Origin of the sequence: Psychrobacter pacificensis (assembly GCF_900101915.1) — a bacterium.
GTDB lineage: Bacteria > Pseudomonadota > Gammaproteobacteria > Pseudomonadales > Moraxellaceae > Psychrobacter > Psychrobacter pacificensis.
Genome location: NZ_FNAL01000001.1, coordinates 89,221 through 105,881 on the forward strand (window position 1 = coordinate 89,221; position 16,661 = coordinate 105,881).

Sequence of the window (16,661 nt, forward strand, 5' to 3'; positions counted from 1 at the left end):
ATGGTTACGGCTATATTTTTACAGTTATAAGTTGGCGTATAACGACATTTAAACAAAATTTTTTACCGTTTTTTGGCCTCTATTCCTATACAATCACGGTATGGCTGACAAACGTAAGGCATCTGATGGGTGAGTGTGAATAGTCATCTGCCCATTTATGTTTGCATACAAGTATATAAAGCCGTTTATAACTCTCATATTATTGATAATAAAGGATCTCTCATGCCTACTGATATACGTCCAACAACAGGTCAAGAAGCCCTTGAGCTTTTAAAAGAAGGTAATGCCCGTTACGTGGATAGTCTCACCAGTACCGATGAATATATGCAGCGTCGCCCAGAATTGGTCAAGGATCAAAATCCATTGGCGATTATTTTGGGCTGCTCGGATGCACGAGTACCTGTTGAGATTGTTTTTGATCAAGGCTTGGGGGATTTGTTTGTCATACGTGTGGCCGGCAATGTGGTGGCGCCATCACAGATTGGCTCAATCGAATTTGCCGCCGAAGCCTTTGGCACAAAGTTGGTGGTAGTCCTTGGACATTCAAAATGCGGCGCGGTCACGGCCTGCGTTGAGACCTTGATCAATCCTGATCAGAACTATTCTCCTAATTTGCAATCGATCGTTGATCGCATTCGCCCAAGTGTCTATAACTTGCATGAGCTGGCGACCGCCAATGGTCAAGACGTCGATGCCGATGAGTTGGTTGATCGTTCTATCCGTGCCAATGTGCGTATGTCAGTGAGTCAGCTCAGACATGGTTCGCGGGCACTAGAGGACTTGACCAATAGTGGTCAGCTACTTGTTGTCGGTGCTGAGTATGACCTAGAGACAGGTAAGGTGAGGTTCTTAGACAGCTAATATATCTAAACATGAACATACTTTGTTCATATTCTTACAAAACCCTATCAATTATTTTGCCAATTTTTATTATGATGAGAGACAGCAGTGAATCATGACAGTCGTGATTCGCTTATTTATAACACTCTTTTTTGAATAACCTTAGGATAACTATGTCTACTAACAATAATAATAATGCGACCATCGCACAGCCTGCAAGCAGTATCAGTGCAGATGGTGTTCAGTCAATCTCTACGCAAACGACAGGATTTACTTTCAATCACACTATGCTACGCGTCAAAGATCCTGCCAAGTCATTGGCGTTTTATACTGGCGTGTTGGGAATGACGTTGCTGGCGGTCAAAAAATTCCCTGATATGGAATTTGATCTGTATTTCTTGGCAAAGCTAACTGAGAGCGAGCGTGAGAACCTGCCTACTGGTGATGATTTAGAAATTTTTGCGTTCCGTCAGCGCGGTATCTTAGAGCTGACCCATAATTATGGCACTGAGACAAAAGCTGACTTTAGCTATCATGATGGCAACCAAGACCCTCAAGGCTTTGGACACATTTGTTTTAGCGTACCGAACCTAGATGAAGCCATCGCTTGGTTTGATAAGAACGATGTTGAGTTCAAAAAACGTCCAGAAGACGGCAGCATGAAAAACATTGCCTTTATCAAGGATGTTGATGGCTACTGGATTGAAATCGTACAAGCTGATTTGATGTCATAACTGGCAAAACAGCAGTGAGATGTTCATTTATTTATCCCCTTAAACGCGCGCTAAAACAGCAATAGGAGCAACCCTTTATGCCCACCCCCGACGTGAGTCGCCTATCGAACACGCTAACCGATGGTGTGACCGTCTATCAACAAGTGGTCTATACCACGCAAGACTTGGCAAGTGGCTTTATCGAGCGCATTCCATATTTTATAGCGGCGCTCATTGTGTTGGGGATTTTTTGGCTGTTGTCGATTATTTTCAAAAAAGTCGTGCATAAAACCTTAGGCGCGCGCGTGCGTCATCAAAACTTGGTGAAGGTGTTTCAGCGCATAGGCGGGGCGCTTATTCTGTTTATTGGCTTTATGATCGCCATGGTTGTCGCTATTCCAGGATTTACACCAGCCAAATTAATCGGCGCGCTGGGTATTGGTTCGGTTGCGATTGGTTTTGCTTTTAAAGATATTTTTCAAAACTTGCTCTCTGGTATTTTGTTGCTGATTTCAGAACCGTTTCGTATCGGCGATCAAATCGTCTCAGGGGACTACGAAGGAACGGTAGAAGATATCAAAATCCGTGCAACGACCATCAAGACTTATGATGGCCGGCAAGTAGTGATTCCAAACTCGGAGCTGTATACCTCGGCATTAACCGTCAATACCGCCTACAAACAGCGCCGCTTGCAAGTGGCGGTCGGTATTGGTTATGAGGATGATATCGAAACAGCAAAAGCTGAGATTCTACAAGCTTTGGATAAAGTTGATAGCGTATCGAGAAAAGCGACGCCAAGCGTAATTGCGACAGGGTTTGGCGGCTCTTCTATGGATTTGACAGTACGTTGGTTTATTGATAACGGCACTCAGGCTAATAAAGTCGCTTCTATTCATCAAGTCATTGTAGAAGTCAAAAAAGCGCTGGATGCAGCCGGTATCAATATTCCTTTCCCTATACGTACAATAGATTTGAGCGATCCTTCAGTGAAATCTATTGTTAAGCAGATAAATAAGCAGCAAGATGACAATGTTAATGTTAATGTTAATGATGATGATAATGCCAAAAAAGCAGAGACAGAGTAATTTGCTTAGAGCGTTATTTCAAAGAGCTGTCTTCACGTGATGTTTTTTGAGCAATAAAAAACCGTCATATTCAATGATATGGCGGTTTTTTTGTCTTTCTACAAACTATAGTGAATTCAGTATAAAAACGATACAGTGGGACTGGGATAAATTTTTCGCAGCATCGAGCAGCGTAGGCACAGCACGTAAGGAAAATTTAGACCAGTTCCACCTTGATATATAATGTATCTGTTTTATTTAGGATTGATTATACTAGGCCAGTACAAAAAGTTAGTCATTCTTTGCTCTAAATTCGGTATGGCACGATTTACAACTTGCACCCACTTCACCAAAGGCAGCCTGGACGTCTTCGACACTAGTAGCCGACTGTGCAGCAGCATTTAGCTCAGCCGTCACTTTTTGAAAGTTGTCCGCTTCAGCACCGAAACCATCAGCATTTGACCATACGGCTTCAGTCGCGTTGCCCATGGCTTCTTGGTTTTCAAAGTGACTCCAAGGGTTTGCCGCATCTTCTGCCAAGAATGATGCCTGCTCTTTGAAAACCGCCGCATCAAAGGTATCAGGGGCTTTGACCATATCACCCATGACCCCCATCGCATCGCCCCAGCTTTTCATGCTGTCTTGGCGCGCTTTGATATCAGGATCGTCGCCTGCACCGCTACACGCTGTCAAACCCAGCGCCGCTGCCATTAAGGTGATGCTAAAAAAAGATTTCAAAGATTTTTTGGTATAAACCTGTGCCATATGACTTACTCCTTTAAACGTGGCTAATAGTAGGCATCGCTATCACGCTTGCCTTACCTCAAATATTATTATAAAAATATTTCTTAAGATTCTTTTGCGCACAGTGGCTGCGAAAGAGTCTCTACTATTGTAGCGTTTGTCGGCAGAATGGGAGCAATATAATGTTATATCCTCGTAATCATCGGATGATATAAGACCCCTTTAGCAAAACGTTTGTTAGATATAAAAAAGGCCAACGATAATCGCTGACCTACACTCTCAAACCTAACATTCTTGAGCTTTAAAAAAGCTTAGAGAGCCAACCAATCACGCGGCTTGAGATAATAATCAGTCAACTCAAACTCAGGTGTGCCCTCAGCCGGCTCAAACCGATAATGCCAGCTGGCAAGAGGTGGCATACTGACTAAGATCGACTCAATACGGCCGTTACTTTGTAAGCCAAATAAAGTGCCACGATCGTAGACCAGATTGTACTCTACATAACGGCCACGGCGATAGAGCTGAAACTCACGCTGTGCTTCGGTATAAGGCATATCTTTACGCTGCTCAAAAATCGGCATGATACCGTCAAGGTAACCATTGCCAACGGCCTTCATAAAGTTAAAGCAAGTCTCAAAATCCCAGCCGCGACTCTCTGTACTGACGTCGTCATAAAACAAACCACCGATACCACGCTGCTCATCGCGGTGACGCAGATGAAAATACTCATCGCACCACTGTTTGAAATCAGCATAAATATGGTCACCGAAAGGCGCGCATAGATCATGACAGACCTGATGCCAGTGTACACAATCGGCGAGTACGGGGTAGAAAGGCGTCAAATCAAAGCCGCCGCCAAACCACCAAATCGGCGCTTCGCCTTCTGCTTCTGCCACGAACAAACGTACGTTAGCGTGGCTGGTTGGGACATTTGGGTTTTTGGGATGTACCACTAAGGACACGCCCATGGCTTGCGCTTTGCGACCAGCGATATTAGGGTGGCGTGCAGTGGCAGAAGCAGGCAAATTGTGGACATGGATATGACTGAACATCACGCCTGCTTTTTCGATGACCGTGCCATCTGTCAATACGCACGAACGACCGCCGCCACCCTCTTTGCGCTCCCAATCGTCAGGGACGAAAGTTGCATTGCCGCCGCCATCGCGTTCTTGTGCCTCTAAGGCGTCGCAGATACGAGCCTGCAGGTCCACCAAAAACGCCCGTACGCGCAGGATGTCTTGATTGGTTGGCGTGGTCTCTGACGCTACGGTTGAGAGGTCTGCTTGGTTATCTATATTTGAAATACTCATAAGACATCTATTTATTTAGGTGTATGGCTGTATTAAAATCTTTATCGAGCATGTGCCCCATACGATCGCGTTTGGTTGCTAGATATTCAGCGTTCATATCGTTGACACCGACCAACAATGGCACCCGTTCGACAACGTCAATACCGTGCTCCGTCAAATAAGCAACTTTGTTTGGATTGTTGGTGATGAGTCTGACAGCGTTGACACCGATATGGGCAAGCATCGGACCACACATATCATAGATACGCGCATCAGCAGGCAAGCCTAACATGAGATTGGCATCCAGCGTGTCGTGTCCCTGATCTTGGAGGGCATAAGCGCGAATCTTGTTAGTCAGACCGATACCGCGACCTTCTTGACGCAAATACAAAATCGCACCGCAACCTGACTCTTGGATGGCTTGCATGGCAGTATTGAGCTGTGGTCCGCAGTCACACTTTAATGAGCTAAACGCATCGCCTGTTAGGCACTCAGAATGAATCCGAACCAGCGGAATTGGTCTTTGCGACGACGTGTCATCTGAGCTAGGTGCTGTCATTGTGCCTGTCGTTTGATCGACCACAGACAGACCGACGGTCAGCATGACATGCTCTTGGCCTTCGTCGTTTTCAAAGATATGAATATCAAACTCGCCATGACGAGTGGGTAGTTTGGCACTAGTGATAAATTGATATGACATTACTGTCCTGCATAAGCCTATAATCGTGGCGGTAAAGGGTTTGTGATAATGCTATTAAACCCGCGATAACATTCTAGCCTGAACGATAAGGCCAAGATGATAGCAGTATAACCCTTTCATAAAGAACGCGTGCTTATTGTATTTATTATAAAAACACACAAAGTTCACAGACGACGCACGATGATTAAAGCGACAATTAAAAAAAAATGCTATTATGCCATACTATTTTGGTGGATACAGTGACAAGTCTTTATCCTTACATTACTATGTCGTCACTAACATCCGATATTGATGCAAAATAATAGGGCATAATAATAGTCCTTGGTATTAAAGCACGTAGTTTTGAGGCACGATCTACTGTGGTAGCGTGTTCATATGATACGTAGCGCAGCTATATACACGTAAAGTTGCATGAATAATTATATGGTCGATTACATCAATAATGATGTAGATATTATTGACGTCTCTCAATTGTAGCTATTGCTATATTGGAGACACGTCTTGTCAGCAGATTGGTAGGTATCGTACGGTTTATGCAGCAGTCACTTCATTCCCCAAAGTCTCAGTCCTCATCTGCATCAGTATCTGATTCTGCCGCCCAGCTATCGAGCTTACAGCAGACTTATACTGTGATTCCTCGCGTGCGTCCGCATACGCCATTGCTTGATGCCATTAACACACCTTCTGATATGAATACGCTTTCAACCACTCAGCTGATTACGCTGGCTGATGAACTGCGTCTTTTTTTGTTGTATTCAGCAGGACAAAGCGGTGGGCATTTTGGCGCCAATTTGGGTGTGATTGAGCTGACGATTGTATTGCATTATCTACTTGATGCTCCGCAGGATCAGATAGTGTGGGATGTGGGTCATCAGGCCTATGCACACAAAGTCCTGACCGGTCGCCGTGAGCAGCTGGCAACGATCAGATCAAAAGATGGTCTGACTGCATTCCCAGAGCGTGCAGAGTCTATCTACGATACATTTGGCGTTGGGCATTCATCAACCTCTATCTCAGCCGGTTTGGGCATGAGCTTGGCGCTGCGCTATCAAGGCCTCGCGCAAACGGTTGCTTGTATCATTGGTGATGGTGCGATGACTGGTGGTATGGCTTTTGAGGCCATGAACGATGCAGTCCAACAAGATGCCGATCTACTAGTCATTTTGAACGACAACGATATGTCGATTTCTTGTTCTATCGGTGGTTTTTCGCGGCATTTAGCGATGCTTTGGGAGTCGGGCTACCAAGTCGATATCTCTGAGTCAGGTGAGCCTGTGCTTTGCCAGCGTCCTGATATGCAAGCATTTGATCGCCGCAAACGTCACAAAGAGATGCGTGATGTACCGCAATTAGAAGATAACTTATTTAAAGCGATTGGCTTTACCTATTTTGGTCCGTTTGATGGACACAATATCCCTGAGCTACTACGTGTGTTGTCAATTGCCAAGCAAGTCAAAGGGCCTGTTTTGGTACATATCTATACCACCAAAGGCAAAGGCTTTGCACCAGCAGAACTAGATCCGGTCGGCTATCACGCGATTAGTAAGCTACCAGCAGAGATTCATAATGAGTCTCAGAGCATATCTGCAGAAGCATTAAAGCAAAACACAAAACCTGCGCTAAAATACTCGCAAGTATTTGGTAATTTTTTATGCGATAAAGCGGCTGAAGACGATAAGTTGCTCGCGATTACCCCTGCTATGGAAGAAGGCTCGGGCATGATTGACTTTGCTCGTCATTTTCCAACACGCTTTTTTGATGTGGCTATTGCCGAACAACATGCGGTTACGCTAGCGGCCGGTATGGCAACGCAAGGTGTCAAACCTATTGTGGCGATTTACTCGACGTTCTTACAGCGCGGATACGATCAGCTGATTCATGACGTGGCGCTACAGAATCTCGATGTCATGTTTGCAATTGACCGTGCAGGCCTCGTTGGTGAAGATGGTGCCACGCATGCAGGCGTGTTTGATTTTAGCTTTTTACGTTGTATCCCGAATATAGTGATTGCTGCGCCAAAAGATGAAAACGAATGCTATCATCTGCTCAATACTTGCTATGAGTATCAAGGTTGTACGGCGGTGCGTTATCCACGTGGTACCGGTACAGGCGCCGTTATCGAGCAGCCAGCACAGACTTATAAAATCGGTGAAGCCGTTATTGAGTCAGTATTGGGCAGCAATGATGCGCCTTATAAGCTAGCACTATTGGCTTTTGGTACGATGGTTGCGACTGCTCAGCAAGCGGCCGAGAGCTTAACCAGTGATGATACAGCGTTAGAGTGTCAGGTACATGTGGTCAATATGCGCTGGGTAAAACCGTTAGATACAGCTATGCTTGAGAGTTTACTGGCGCAAGGGGTGACGCATATCGCAACCATAGAAGAGCATATGATTATGGGTGGCGCTGGTAGTGCAGTGAATGAATACTTGCTCAATGAATCGGCTGCTTTTAAACGTCAGCGTCCAGCTGTTAACAACATCGGTATTCCTGATCGCTTTATCGCGCATGGCTCACAGGCAGAGCAGTGGGCTGATTGTGGTTTAGATGTGATAGGTGTTATTAAGCAGCTTAAGCAACTGTTGTCGTAAATTTTACTTTTTAGATTTGCAGTATTATTTACAAATTATTGTTTTAAAAGCTATTACTGTAAACAGATACTCGCTCTTTAAACAGAGCAAACGCCTGCTAGCCGTAGGTGCCAACTTTTTTACAACTTGCGCAGTTTGTATGACCACCAAAATATTGGCTTGGTCAGCGTGACGGTTTTTTCGTTTTTATCGAACAATTTTAGTATAATGCGGGTGTCGTTTATAAGTTTTTATTTATAAAAGATACGTTTTTAATCGCATAGATGTGGTGTGATGCGGCGGCTGTTTGGCATGTTGTGGGCACAGAGTTGGTTTTATTTTTTATATTCATTCATCAAGCAAATAGGTTATTTATGGAACCCATGGTCGTCATCGCAGCGCGTACTGCTGAAAAAGTTGGTAAAGAGATTTTATATGCGCATCAAAACCGTCACAAAATCGAGTTAGATATCGAGTCTAAAGGACTTGATGGTCTGGTGACGCGCATCGATCGCTTTAGCGAAGAGCTCACGATTGAAACGCTAAAAGCCAGCTATCCGAATCATTCATTTTTGGGTGAAGAGTTTGGTATGCAAGAAGGTCGCGGCGAAGACGCCGACTGGTGCTGGATTATCGATCCGCTAGACGGTACTAAGAACTTCGTTCATGGTGTACCGCAGTTCTGCGTATCTATCGCTGTACAGCACAAAGGCGTGACGCAGCACGGTGTCATTTATGACCCAGTCCGTGATGAGATGTTCTCTGCTAGCCGTGGTAAAGGCGCACGTTTGAACCAACGCCGCATTAACGTCAGCGAACGCAAAACCATCGATGGTGGGTTTTTTACCACAGGTCATCCGCTTGAGCGTAAGCGTAATGGCGAAGTGATCTCTTATGCCAAGCAGCACTTTGAGAGCTTGCAAAAGATATCGGAAGCCGGTGGTCAAGTACGCCGTCTAGGATCAGCGGCGCTTGATTTGTGTTATGTTGCTGCTGGACGCTTTGATGGCTATTTTGAAATGTCGATTAAGCCTTGGGATATTGCAGCAGGTGAGCTTATCGTCACTGAAGCACGCGGCGTGGTGGTCGATCATACTGGCGCGCACAACTCTATGACCTCAGGCTCTATCTTTGCTTGTAACGTCAAACTGCTCAAGCCATTGATGCAAACCGTCGTGCCAATTTGGGGCGATGTGCTCTAATTATAAAATAAGCAGGCTTAAACGCTGAGCGAGTCAAACATAAAAAAGCTGGTTCCGTTAAGAAGCCAGCTTTTTTGCTTTTTTAGCGCGTTTGTCTTCGACCGTAATACCTTGAAACGCCAACTCTTGACTGACAGTTTCTAACAACTGTAGCTCTTCTTCTATCAGCATGAGCATGTCTTGGACACGCGGTAATGCTTTACTGCAAGCAGTGATGCCAAACTCAATTCTATCTAAATAACTGGTCAAAGTAATATTCATGGCTTGACCGTTGAATACGATAGAAGCGGGATACAGTGATTGTAAGCGCGCGCCATTCCAATATAGCGGCTTCTCAGAACCAGGAACGTGAGAGATGATAAGGTTGAAGGCTTGTTTTTTGGGAAAGATACCAGTCGCCAAGTTGATACCTTGCCATGCATAGGCGATGACGCTGTAATTAATGACTTGCGCTTGATTCATACGGCGAAAGCGACGTTTGCCATTATTCATACTACGATGGATCAGCTCCAATCTGCGTAATGGGTTGTCCAAATGTGTGCCCAAATTCGCTAGTACAAATGACAGCTGATTGCCCGATATACTATCATCAGTACGCAGTGACATCGGTACAAACGCAATCAGCGGCTTGCTGGGTAGAGCATCCATTGAGATCAAATAACGACGAATAGCGCCAGCACAGACGGCTAATACCACATCGTTTCTACTGATTTTTAATCTTTCGGCAATTTTATTAAAGCGCTGTATGTCATAAGACTGCGCCGAGATACGACGTGATGCGGAAATGCGCCTGTTCAAAATGCTCATCGGCGCGTCAAACGTACCGACATAGCCTTCATCACCATAGTTTTTCAGATTGTCTATCAGTTCTGTAAATACCGGTTTGATGGTAGATATCTGCTCTTTCATGATGCGCCTGATAGATCTTTCGGCAGGCAAAATAGCATTCATTTGATTACGGTGACGCGCCATCAGTGACCATACTGGTAGCGAGACGGGTTCGGTAGGGGATTGTGATAAGGATTTTTTTACCAAACGCATGGCAGCGATACCATCAACGAGCGAGTGATGAATCTTAAAATACCAAGCAAAACGTTCAGGCCCACCTTCTACTTCTGGCTCAATTCCTTCTATGACATGGCATTCCCAGAGAGGCATCGCACGATCCAGCAGTCGCCCATGCTCTCTTGAGACATACATCAACAGCTCACGAATACGCCCAGGACTCGGTAGCGCCACATGATGTAAATGATGCTCTACATCAAAATCTTTGTCTTTTTTCCAAAACACCAAATGCTCTAGCACCTGATTGAACGGAAAGCTCGGCGGTACATCAGATTCTTGCATTTGTTTTACCAGCTGATAAACAAAGTCGCTATCAGCGCCCTCGGGTAATTCAAATAAAAACAATCCGCCAACGTGCATTGGTTGTTTACGCGACTCAAGAAGTAAGAACAACTGGTCGACTGCTGTGAGAAGTCGCATAATAAATCCTTTTATGACGATAATGAATAAAAATGATAACTGACGGCGTGCTGACCCAATCAGATTTCCGTCTTATTATTTTATAATCGGTTTTTTGTTAGGGGTGACCCGAGCAAGCGCTTACTGGAAAAAATAGCCCGTCTGCGGTGAGCTGGCAGTTGCCATCTTACGCATTGGCATACGACCTGCCAAAAATGCGGCGCGGCCTGCCCATACGGCATGTTTCATGGCATGTGCCATCATCACAGGGTTTTGTGCATGGGCAATTGCTGAATTCATCAGAACGCCATCACAGCCAAGCTCCATGGCAATTGCAGCATCAGAGGCAGTACCGACACCTGCATCGACCAACACAGGTACTTTGGCGTTTTCGATGATGAGGCTGAGGGTATGGCGATTAAGCAAACCAAGCCCCGAGCCAATCAAGCTACCAAGTGGCATAATAGCGACGCAGCCCATGCTCTCTAACTCTTGGGCGACGATAGGATCATCTGAGCTATAGACCATGACTTCAAAGCCATCATCGACCAGTACTTGCGCCGCTTTTAAGGTCTCAGTGATATTAGGATAAAGGGTTTTTTCATCGCCCAATACCTCAAGCTTGACCAGATTGTGCCCGTCCAATAACTCGCGCGCAAGTTTGCACGTACGAATGGCAGTTTCGGCATCGAAGCAGCCAGCCGTGTTCGGCAAAATCGTGTATTTGTCAGGGGAGATGACATCGAGCAAGTTTGGCTCGTCGCTGTTTTGTCCGATATTGGTACGGCGAATAGCGACGGTCACGATTTCTGCTGCCGAAGCGGCAATGGCTTCTCCAGTCTCGCTCAGGTCTTTATATTTGCCTGTACCGACCAGCAGGCGAGAGGAAAAGGTACGACTACCAACAGTAAAGGTATCTTGCAAAAGTGGTGTCGGGTGAGTAGCAGTGCTAACGGTCTCTGACATAACTAAAAATCCTAATGGCGAGCGGGCAAGGTGGACAGAAAAAATATAACGAGATTTCTAAGTAATATTAAAAAAGTGCAGTAGACAATAATAGCGCACTGTTAGCAAAATAAAAAATCGCATGATAAGTTGGCTATATATACCGTAAAAATAGGCGAGTGGCGATACATAAAAAACGCCGACCACATAAAATAATACGCGTCTAAAACAAAATGTTATTATAACAAACTCATGCAATCTTACTTGCAATCTTTTTGGGCTTGGTCAGTCAAGCTCAGTGTATTTACAGTGCTTTGGTGTGATTGTCTATTTGACACTATCTCTATTTATTAGGTTGTCTTTATGATGCAGTTGCCGTACAGCTTTGCGAAACGCCATCAGATTTTGGCCATACTCGCCATTGACCCTGAGTTGCCACCAACTTTGGTATTGACGAAAGCCACCCCATTATCCGCAATCAATGAAGCGGTGCGGTTTTTGCAGCAGCAAGGCAGTCGCGGCGTACCAACTTACGAAAGTGTCAGCTCGGATGATTTTGAAAAACGTATGAACGCGGCTTACGCTGGGAATACCGGAGAGTCGCAGCATATCGCTGCTGGGCTTGAGGATCATCCGGATCTTGATAGTTTAGCAGATAGCGTCCCTGAGACTGAAGACTTGATGGATCAGCAAGATGATGCGCCGATTATTCGTCTGATTAATGCGCTGTTGTCAGAAGCCATTCGCCTAAATGCCTCGGACATTCATATCGAAACTTTTGAAAAACGCTTGGTGGTTCGCTTTCGAGTCGATGGCGAGCTTAAAGAAATTATCACGCCAAAACGCCAACTGGCTCCGTTATTAGTCTCGCGTATCAAAGTCATGGCCAAGCTGGATATCGCTGAAAAGCGTGTACCGCAAGATGGGCGTATTAGCTTACGACTGGCAGGGCGAGAAGTTGATGTGCGTGTATCGACACTGCCGTCGAGCTTTGGCGAGCGCGTGGTGATGCGTCTACTAGACAAGCAAGCGGGACGTCTTAACATGACGTATTTGGGACTATCTGATAATGACTATACCGAGCTGAAGCGCTTGATTCATCGTCCGCATGGCATTATTTTGGTCACAGGGCCGACGGGGTCAGGTAAGACCACCACGCTATATTCGGCATTGACTGATTTGAATGACCAAACGCGCAATATCTTGACCGCCGAAGATCCCATTGAGTTCCAGCTCGACGGTATCGGACAGACACAGGTTAATAATAAGGTGGATATGACCTTTGCCAAAAGTCTGCGTGCGATGTTGCGTCAAGATCCAGATGTGGTGATGGTGGGTGAGATTCGCGATTTAGAGACGGCAGAGATCGCTGTACAGGCGTCTTTGACAGGGCATTTGGTTTTATCAACGCTGCATACCAATACCGCGATTGGCGCGGTCACTCGCTTGCAAGATATGGGTGTTGAGCCATTTTTATTATCGTCGTCACTGATCGGCGTGGTGGCACAGCGCTTGGTGCGTACTTTATGCTCACATTGTCATGGCTGGCAGGCAGCGGACACCGAACAAGCCAAACTTTTTACCGAAATTGGTATTGAGAAAGTATTGGACAGCGATATTGAAAATGCAACAAGTAAGGCGATTCGTCTACCCAAGCCAGTAGGCTGCGATAAATGCAATCAGTCAGGGTTTAAAGGACGTACGGCGATATATGAAGTCGTACCAGTTGATGATACGCTGCGCCGTATGATTCATAGTAATACCGCTGAGTATGAGTTAGAAGCGTATGCTCGCCAGCAGACACCATCGATTCGCGCGGATGGTCTACGTAAAGTGATAGAAGGGCGCACGACATTAGAAGAGGTGCTGAGAGTGACGAAAGAAAGCGCCCTAACGGATGACACGATACTGGTATAAATGCTTAGCTATAAATAATGAGAAACAGTATTTGGAGAACAGTGTCTAGAGAGTAATGTCTGAAAAGCAGAAAAAGATAACTGAGCGAAATAGCCAGTTATCTGATCTTTTTTTTCGAAATTAACAGGGTAACGTTTTCAACTGCTATTACTTGGCAGCGATGCACTCAATCTCAACGCTCGCTCCTGCGGCCAACTCCGATACGCCGAACGCTGAGCGTGCAGGATAAGGTTTGGACAGTTCCATCTTGTAGGCTTTATTAAAGTCATCGAAGTCATCCATATCTGCCAGCATGGCTGTGCATTTGATCAGGTCGGATTTTTGATAACCGTATTTGGATAGCGTGTTCTGGATATTATCTAGTGTTTGTTTGGTTTCAGCGTCGATACCGCCTTTGACCAACTTGCCGTCTTTAATACCAATTTGTCCCGACATATATAATGTATTGCCAACACGTACGGCTTCTGAGAAAGGGTAGGGACCGCCATCACCCAAAAAAGTTGGGCTAGATTTAATATTAGCGGCAGGAGCTGTCGCTGGATTGGCGTTAGCACCAACAGCCAAGCCTAATGAGCACATAGCAACCAGGGGTACGATAGGTAAATAGGTGCTAAGTTTGGACATCCTTGTCTCCTTATTAAGTTGATTGATCATAAACATGCTAGATGCGCCACAAAATGCAGATAGCAAATGTTATGTCGGTTTAATCGATTATTTGTTATTAATAGTCTCGTCATCTGCAGAGAGTGTGTCGTCTTGCTCGTTATCTACTGTAGTATCCGTATTATTTTCTGAGGCATTTTCATGTGCTTTGCCTTGGCGGCGTGCCTCTAGTTCAGATTTTGGAATCCAAGCCCAAGTCATCTCCACTACAATCGGGTCGCGGTCACTATCAGATTCACGGTCATCAATGACGCAAGGGATAACCATTTCACCTTTTGGCGTATTTAAAATCTGCAAGCGCTGCTCATCAGATAGGCTGGCTACGGCTGCAATTTGACCTTTTTTGATCGGGCGATAAAAATTAACGGAATAAGATTTAATCAGTAGTACGCGATCAGAGGGTAAGTTTAACCCCAAGATAAATCCCGTTGCCGTTTCAGCCAGTAACGTGATGGCTACTGCATGGATTGAGCCAATGTGGTTCTGTACTGCTTTGACATTGTTTAGACTGACGATGACTTGATTGGGCTCAACCATTTCATAGTACACGCCTGTTGTCCCTACGTAGGGTACAACTTTGCCAAAGGCTTTTGAGAGAATACTTGAGCGTGCACTGGCAGGTAGATATTTGGTCACAGACAACAGTTTGGTAAATTGATTACTAATTGGTTTTAGCGTGCTGCTAGGTTTTTCGATGGATGATCTTGTGCTATCAGAGACTTTGGCTGGTTTTTTATTGGTCAGCTTGACGGGCAGTTTTTTTAATAATCCTGACATACAAATTTCCTTAACGTAGATAAATCGAATGTTGTTTTTGATAGTGGCAAACAGTCACTGTTAGCAAAGCCATTACAAACACTATGGTACATTAACCGCTGCTTTCCTACTATTATTAGCATGAACTGCTGCGCTTATAAAACAGCAGTCATCTATATTGTGTTGCTAGGATATAGTTTTAAATAATTAAAATGGCTCAATGGTGATGCACGGATCTGCTTAGTAGACAATCTCTTACGAGACCACCGCGCTATAATAGCGTGATGTTGGTACGTCTTATTTCATAAATTTTCAATACTGGATGATGCTATGTCTGATATGTCTACTCACGAGCCGACCAATATTATTTATACTGGCGTCGCGGGTACTGGCAAAACCTATCGATTGCTCCAAATCGCGAAGCAATATACCGATTACCTGCCTGAGACAAATAATGAAGCGCTACTTGGGCAGCTGTTGCAAAGCCTAAGCTGGCGTGATGTTGTATGCTTGATATTCTTAGATCTTCAGTCAAAAAAGCAAGATTTGGTAAAAGTACCTGAATTGGTTAATCATATTTTCTTTGCTACAAAAGCACTGCAAAACGATCGAGAGAAAAACCTAAGCAATACCGCTTGGTCTGTATTGCAAATGCACAGTCCTACGACGTCAGACACAGTGAGTTATAAAAACCGTGCCAGCCAAGCATATTTTGATAAAGATAACAGCGGCGCATGGTATTTACTGCCTGAGAGTATGGTGTTGCTAACAGAGTTGTCACAGCAATTGGCGGAGTTTCAGCAGGCACAGCATGATAACCAGTCCAATCAAAACCAAAACTCTGGTCAGCAGCGTTTTAGTATGGTGAGCTTTCATCAGGCTTACGGTTATGAAGAGTTTGTCGAAGGTATTCGTCCTATTGTAAGTAACTCTTCTCAGGCAAATGACAGTCACTCGAGTAATACCCAGATGAGCTACGCCGTTCAAGATGGAGCGTTTTTAAAGCTATGCCAGCGTGCCGCGCGTGACCCTCAGCATCGTTACGCGATGTTGATTGATGAGATCAATCGCGCCAATGTGTCACGAGTCTTTGGCGAGCTGCTCAGTTTGATTGAGCCAGACAAGCGCGCTGGCAAACCAAATGCGATGACGATTCATTTGGCGTATTCTGGGCGTGCGTTTAGTGTGCCTGCCAATATTGATATCTACGCCACCATGAACACACAAGATCACTCCCTTGCGCCCCTTGATATGGCACTGCGTCGACGTTTCCGCTTCATTGATTGTCCACCGCAGCCTGAATTATTACCGATAATTGGTGATATCGCTAGCGCGACTGATCGTGCACAAGCAGACACGGTAGATTTAAGCAAATTGCTAACAGGCTTAAACATGCGTATCACACAGACGCTAGGAGCCGAGGCGCAGTTGGGCCATGCTTTTTTATTTTCAGTCGATGATTTAGCTCAATTACAAATGGTGTTGGTCGAACAGATCATTCCGCAGTTGGCGCAAGCTGCGGGCGGTCAAGTGGCTATATTGCAGTATATTTTTAGAGATGAGCAGCAGCCGTTAAGCACCCAGTTTATCCACGATAGCCAAACAATGATAAATAATGATTTGCATGATCCGATGAGTAAGAACCATGCAACGACGCAACATCAAATGTTTGCAGAACAAGGCGCCTTTCTTGGTCAATCGATGAACGTAGGTGGTTATATGATGAATCCTGACCTTATTGCTAAGACTGGTGAGTTTGGCAAGCCCGCTATCTATCAGCGTTTGTACGAGTAA

14 protein-coding genes are annotated in these 16,661 nt (G+C 45.1%); 7 read left to right on the forward strand and 7 right to left on the reverse strand.

Annotated features, from left to right (window positions below):
* The first annotated feature begins 222 nt into the window (after positions 1-222).
* The 3 genes from BLR43_RS00430 (at position 223) to BLR43_RS00440 (ending at position 2,638) form a co-directional block, all read left to right on the forward strand.
* On the forward strand, positions 223-861 hold the full coding sequence (locus BLR43_RS00430) for a carbonic anhydrase (RefSeq protein ID WP_093067434.1): 639 nt from the start codon (positions 223-225) through the stop codon (positions 859-861).
* Positions 862-1,013: 152 nt separating this feature from the next.
* A complete protein-coding gene (gene gloA, locus BLR43_RS00435; protein ID WP_201587571.1) occupies positions 1,014-1,574 on the forward strand; it encodes a lactoylglutathione lyase in 561 nt (186 codons plus the stop codon).
* 77 nt (positions 1,575-1,651) lie between these two features.
* The gene (locus BLR43_RS00440) at positions 1,652-2,638 is read left to right on the forward strand and encodes a mechanosensitive ion channel family protein (protein ID WP_093067437.1); all 987 of its coding nucleotides are present in this window, start codon (positions 1,652-1,654) and stop codon (positions 2,636-2,638) included.
* 270 nt (positions 2,639-2,908) lie between these two features.
* On the opposite strand, the gene BLR43_RS00445 is transcribed toward BLR43_RS00440, so the two are convergent.
* From BLR43_RS00445 to ribA, 3 genes are all read right to left on the reverse strand, one after another.
* Entirely contained in the window at positions 2,909-3,382 is a 474-nt protein-coding gene (locus BLR43_RS00445) for a c-type cytochrome (protein WP_093067440.1), read from the reverse strand.
* 290 nt (positions 3,383-3,672) lie between these two features.
* Entirely contained in the window at positions 3,673-4,671 is a 999-nt protein-coding gene (hemF, locus tag BLR43_RS00450) for an oxygen-dependent coproporphyrinogen oxidase (RefSeq protein ID WP_093067444.1), read from the reverse strand.
* 7 nt (positions 4,672-4,678) lie between these two features.
* On the reverse strand, positions 4,679-5,350 hold the full coding sequence (gene ribA / locus BLR43_RS00455) for a GTP cyclohydrolase II (protein ID WP_093067447.1): 672 nt from the start codon (positions 5,348-5,350) through the stop codon (positions 4,679-4,681).
* A 533-nt stretch (positions 5,351-5,883) separates the two neighbouring features.
* Here ribA and dxs point away from each other — a divergent pair.
* Together dxs and BLR43_RS00465 are read left to right on the forward strand one after the other, a co-directional pair.
* Positions 5,884-7,941 (forward strand): 1-deoxy-D-xylulose-5-phosphate synthase, encoded by a 2,058-nt coding sequence (gene dxs, locus BLR43_RS00460; protein WP_093067452.1) that lies wholly within the window; start codon positions 5,884-5,886, stop codon positions 7,939-7,941.
* Positions 7,942-8,294: 353 nt separating this feature from the next.
* Entirely contained in the window at positions 8,295-9,122 is an 828-nt protein-coding gene (locus tag BLR43_RS00465) for an inositol monophosphatase family protein (protein WP_071003709.1), read from the forward strand.
* A gap of 57 nt (positions 9,123-9,179) precedes the next feature.
* Here the strand turns inward: BLR43_RS00465 and BLR43_RS00470 are convergent, their stop codons facing one another.
* Entirely contained in the window at positions 9,180-10,607 is a 1,428-nt protein-coding gene (locus BLR43_RS00470) for a WS/DGAT/MGAT family O-acyltransferase (RefSeq protein ID WP_093067455.1), read from the reverse strand.
* Positions 10,608-10,727: 120 nt separating this feature from the next.
* On the reverse strand, positions 10,728-11,510 hold the full coding sequence (locus BLR43_RS00475; protein WP_201587609.1) for a thiazole synthase: 783 nt from the start codon (positions 11,508-11,510) through the stop codon (positions 10,728-10,730).
* A 384-nt stretch (positions 11,511-11,894) separates the two neighbouring features.
* Here BLR43_RS00475 and gspE point away from each other — a divergent pair, with 384 nt between their 5' ends.
* Positions 11,895-13,448 (forward strand): type II secretion system ATPase GspE, encoded by a 1,554-nt coding sequence (gspE, locus tag BLR43_RS00480; protein ID WP_093067463.1) that lies wholly within the window; start codon positions 11,895-11,897, stop codon positions 13,446-13,448.
* A gap of 147 nt (positions 13,449-13,595) precedes the next feature.
* Here the strand turns inward: gspE and BLR43_RS00485 are convergent, their stop codons facing one another.
* Positions 13,596-14,072, reverse strand: coding sequence for a RidA family protein (locus tag BLR43_RS00485; protein ID WP_227674185.1), 477 nt, complete (start codon positions 14,070-14,072; stop codon positions 13,596-13,598).
* Positions 14,073-14,159: 87 nt separating this feature from the next.
* Complete coding sequence (locus BLR43_RS00490; RefSeq protein ID WP_093067466.1) at positions 14,160-14,888, reverse strand: DUF4442 domain-containing protein; 729 nt, start codon at positions 14,886-14,888, stop codon at positions 14,160-14,162.
* A 309-nt stretch (positions 14,889-15,197) separates the two neighbouring features.
* Here BLR43_RS00490 and BLR43_RS00495 point away from each other — a divergent pair, with 309 nt between their 5' ends.
* On the forward strand, positions 15,198-16,661 hold the full coding sequence (locus BLR43_RS00495; RefSeq protein ID WP_093067469.1) for an McrB family protein: 1,464 nt from the start codon (positions 15,198-15,200) through the stop codon (positions 16,659-16,661).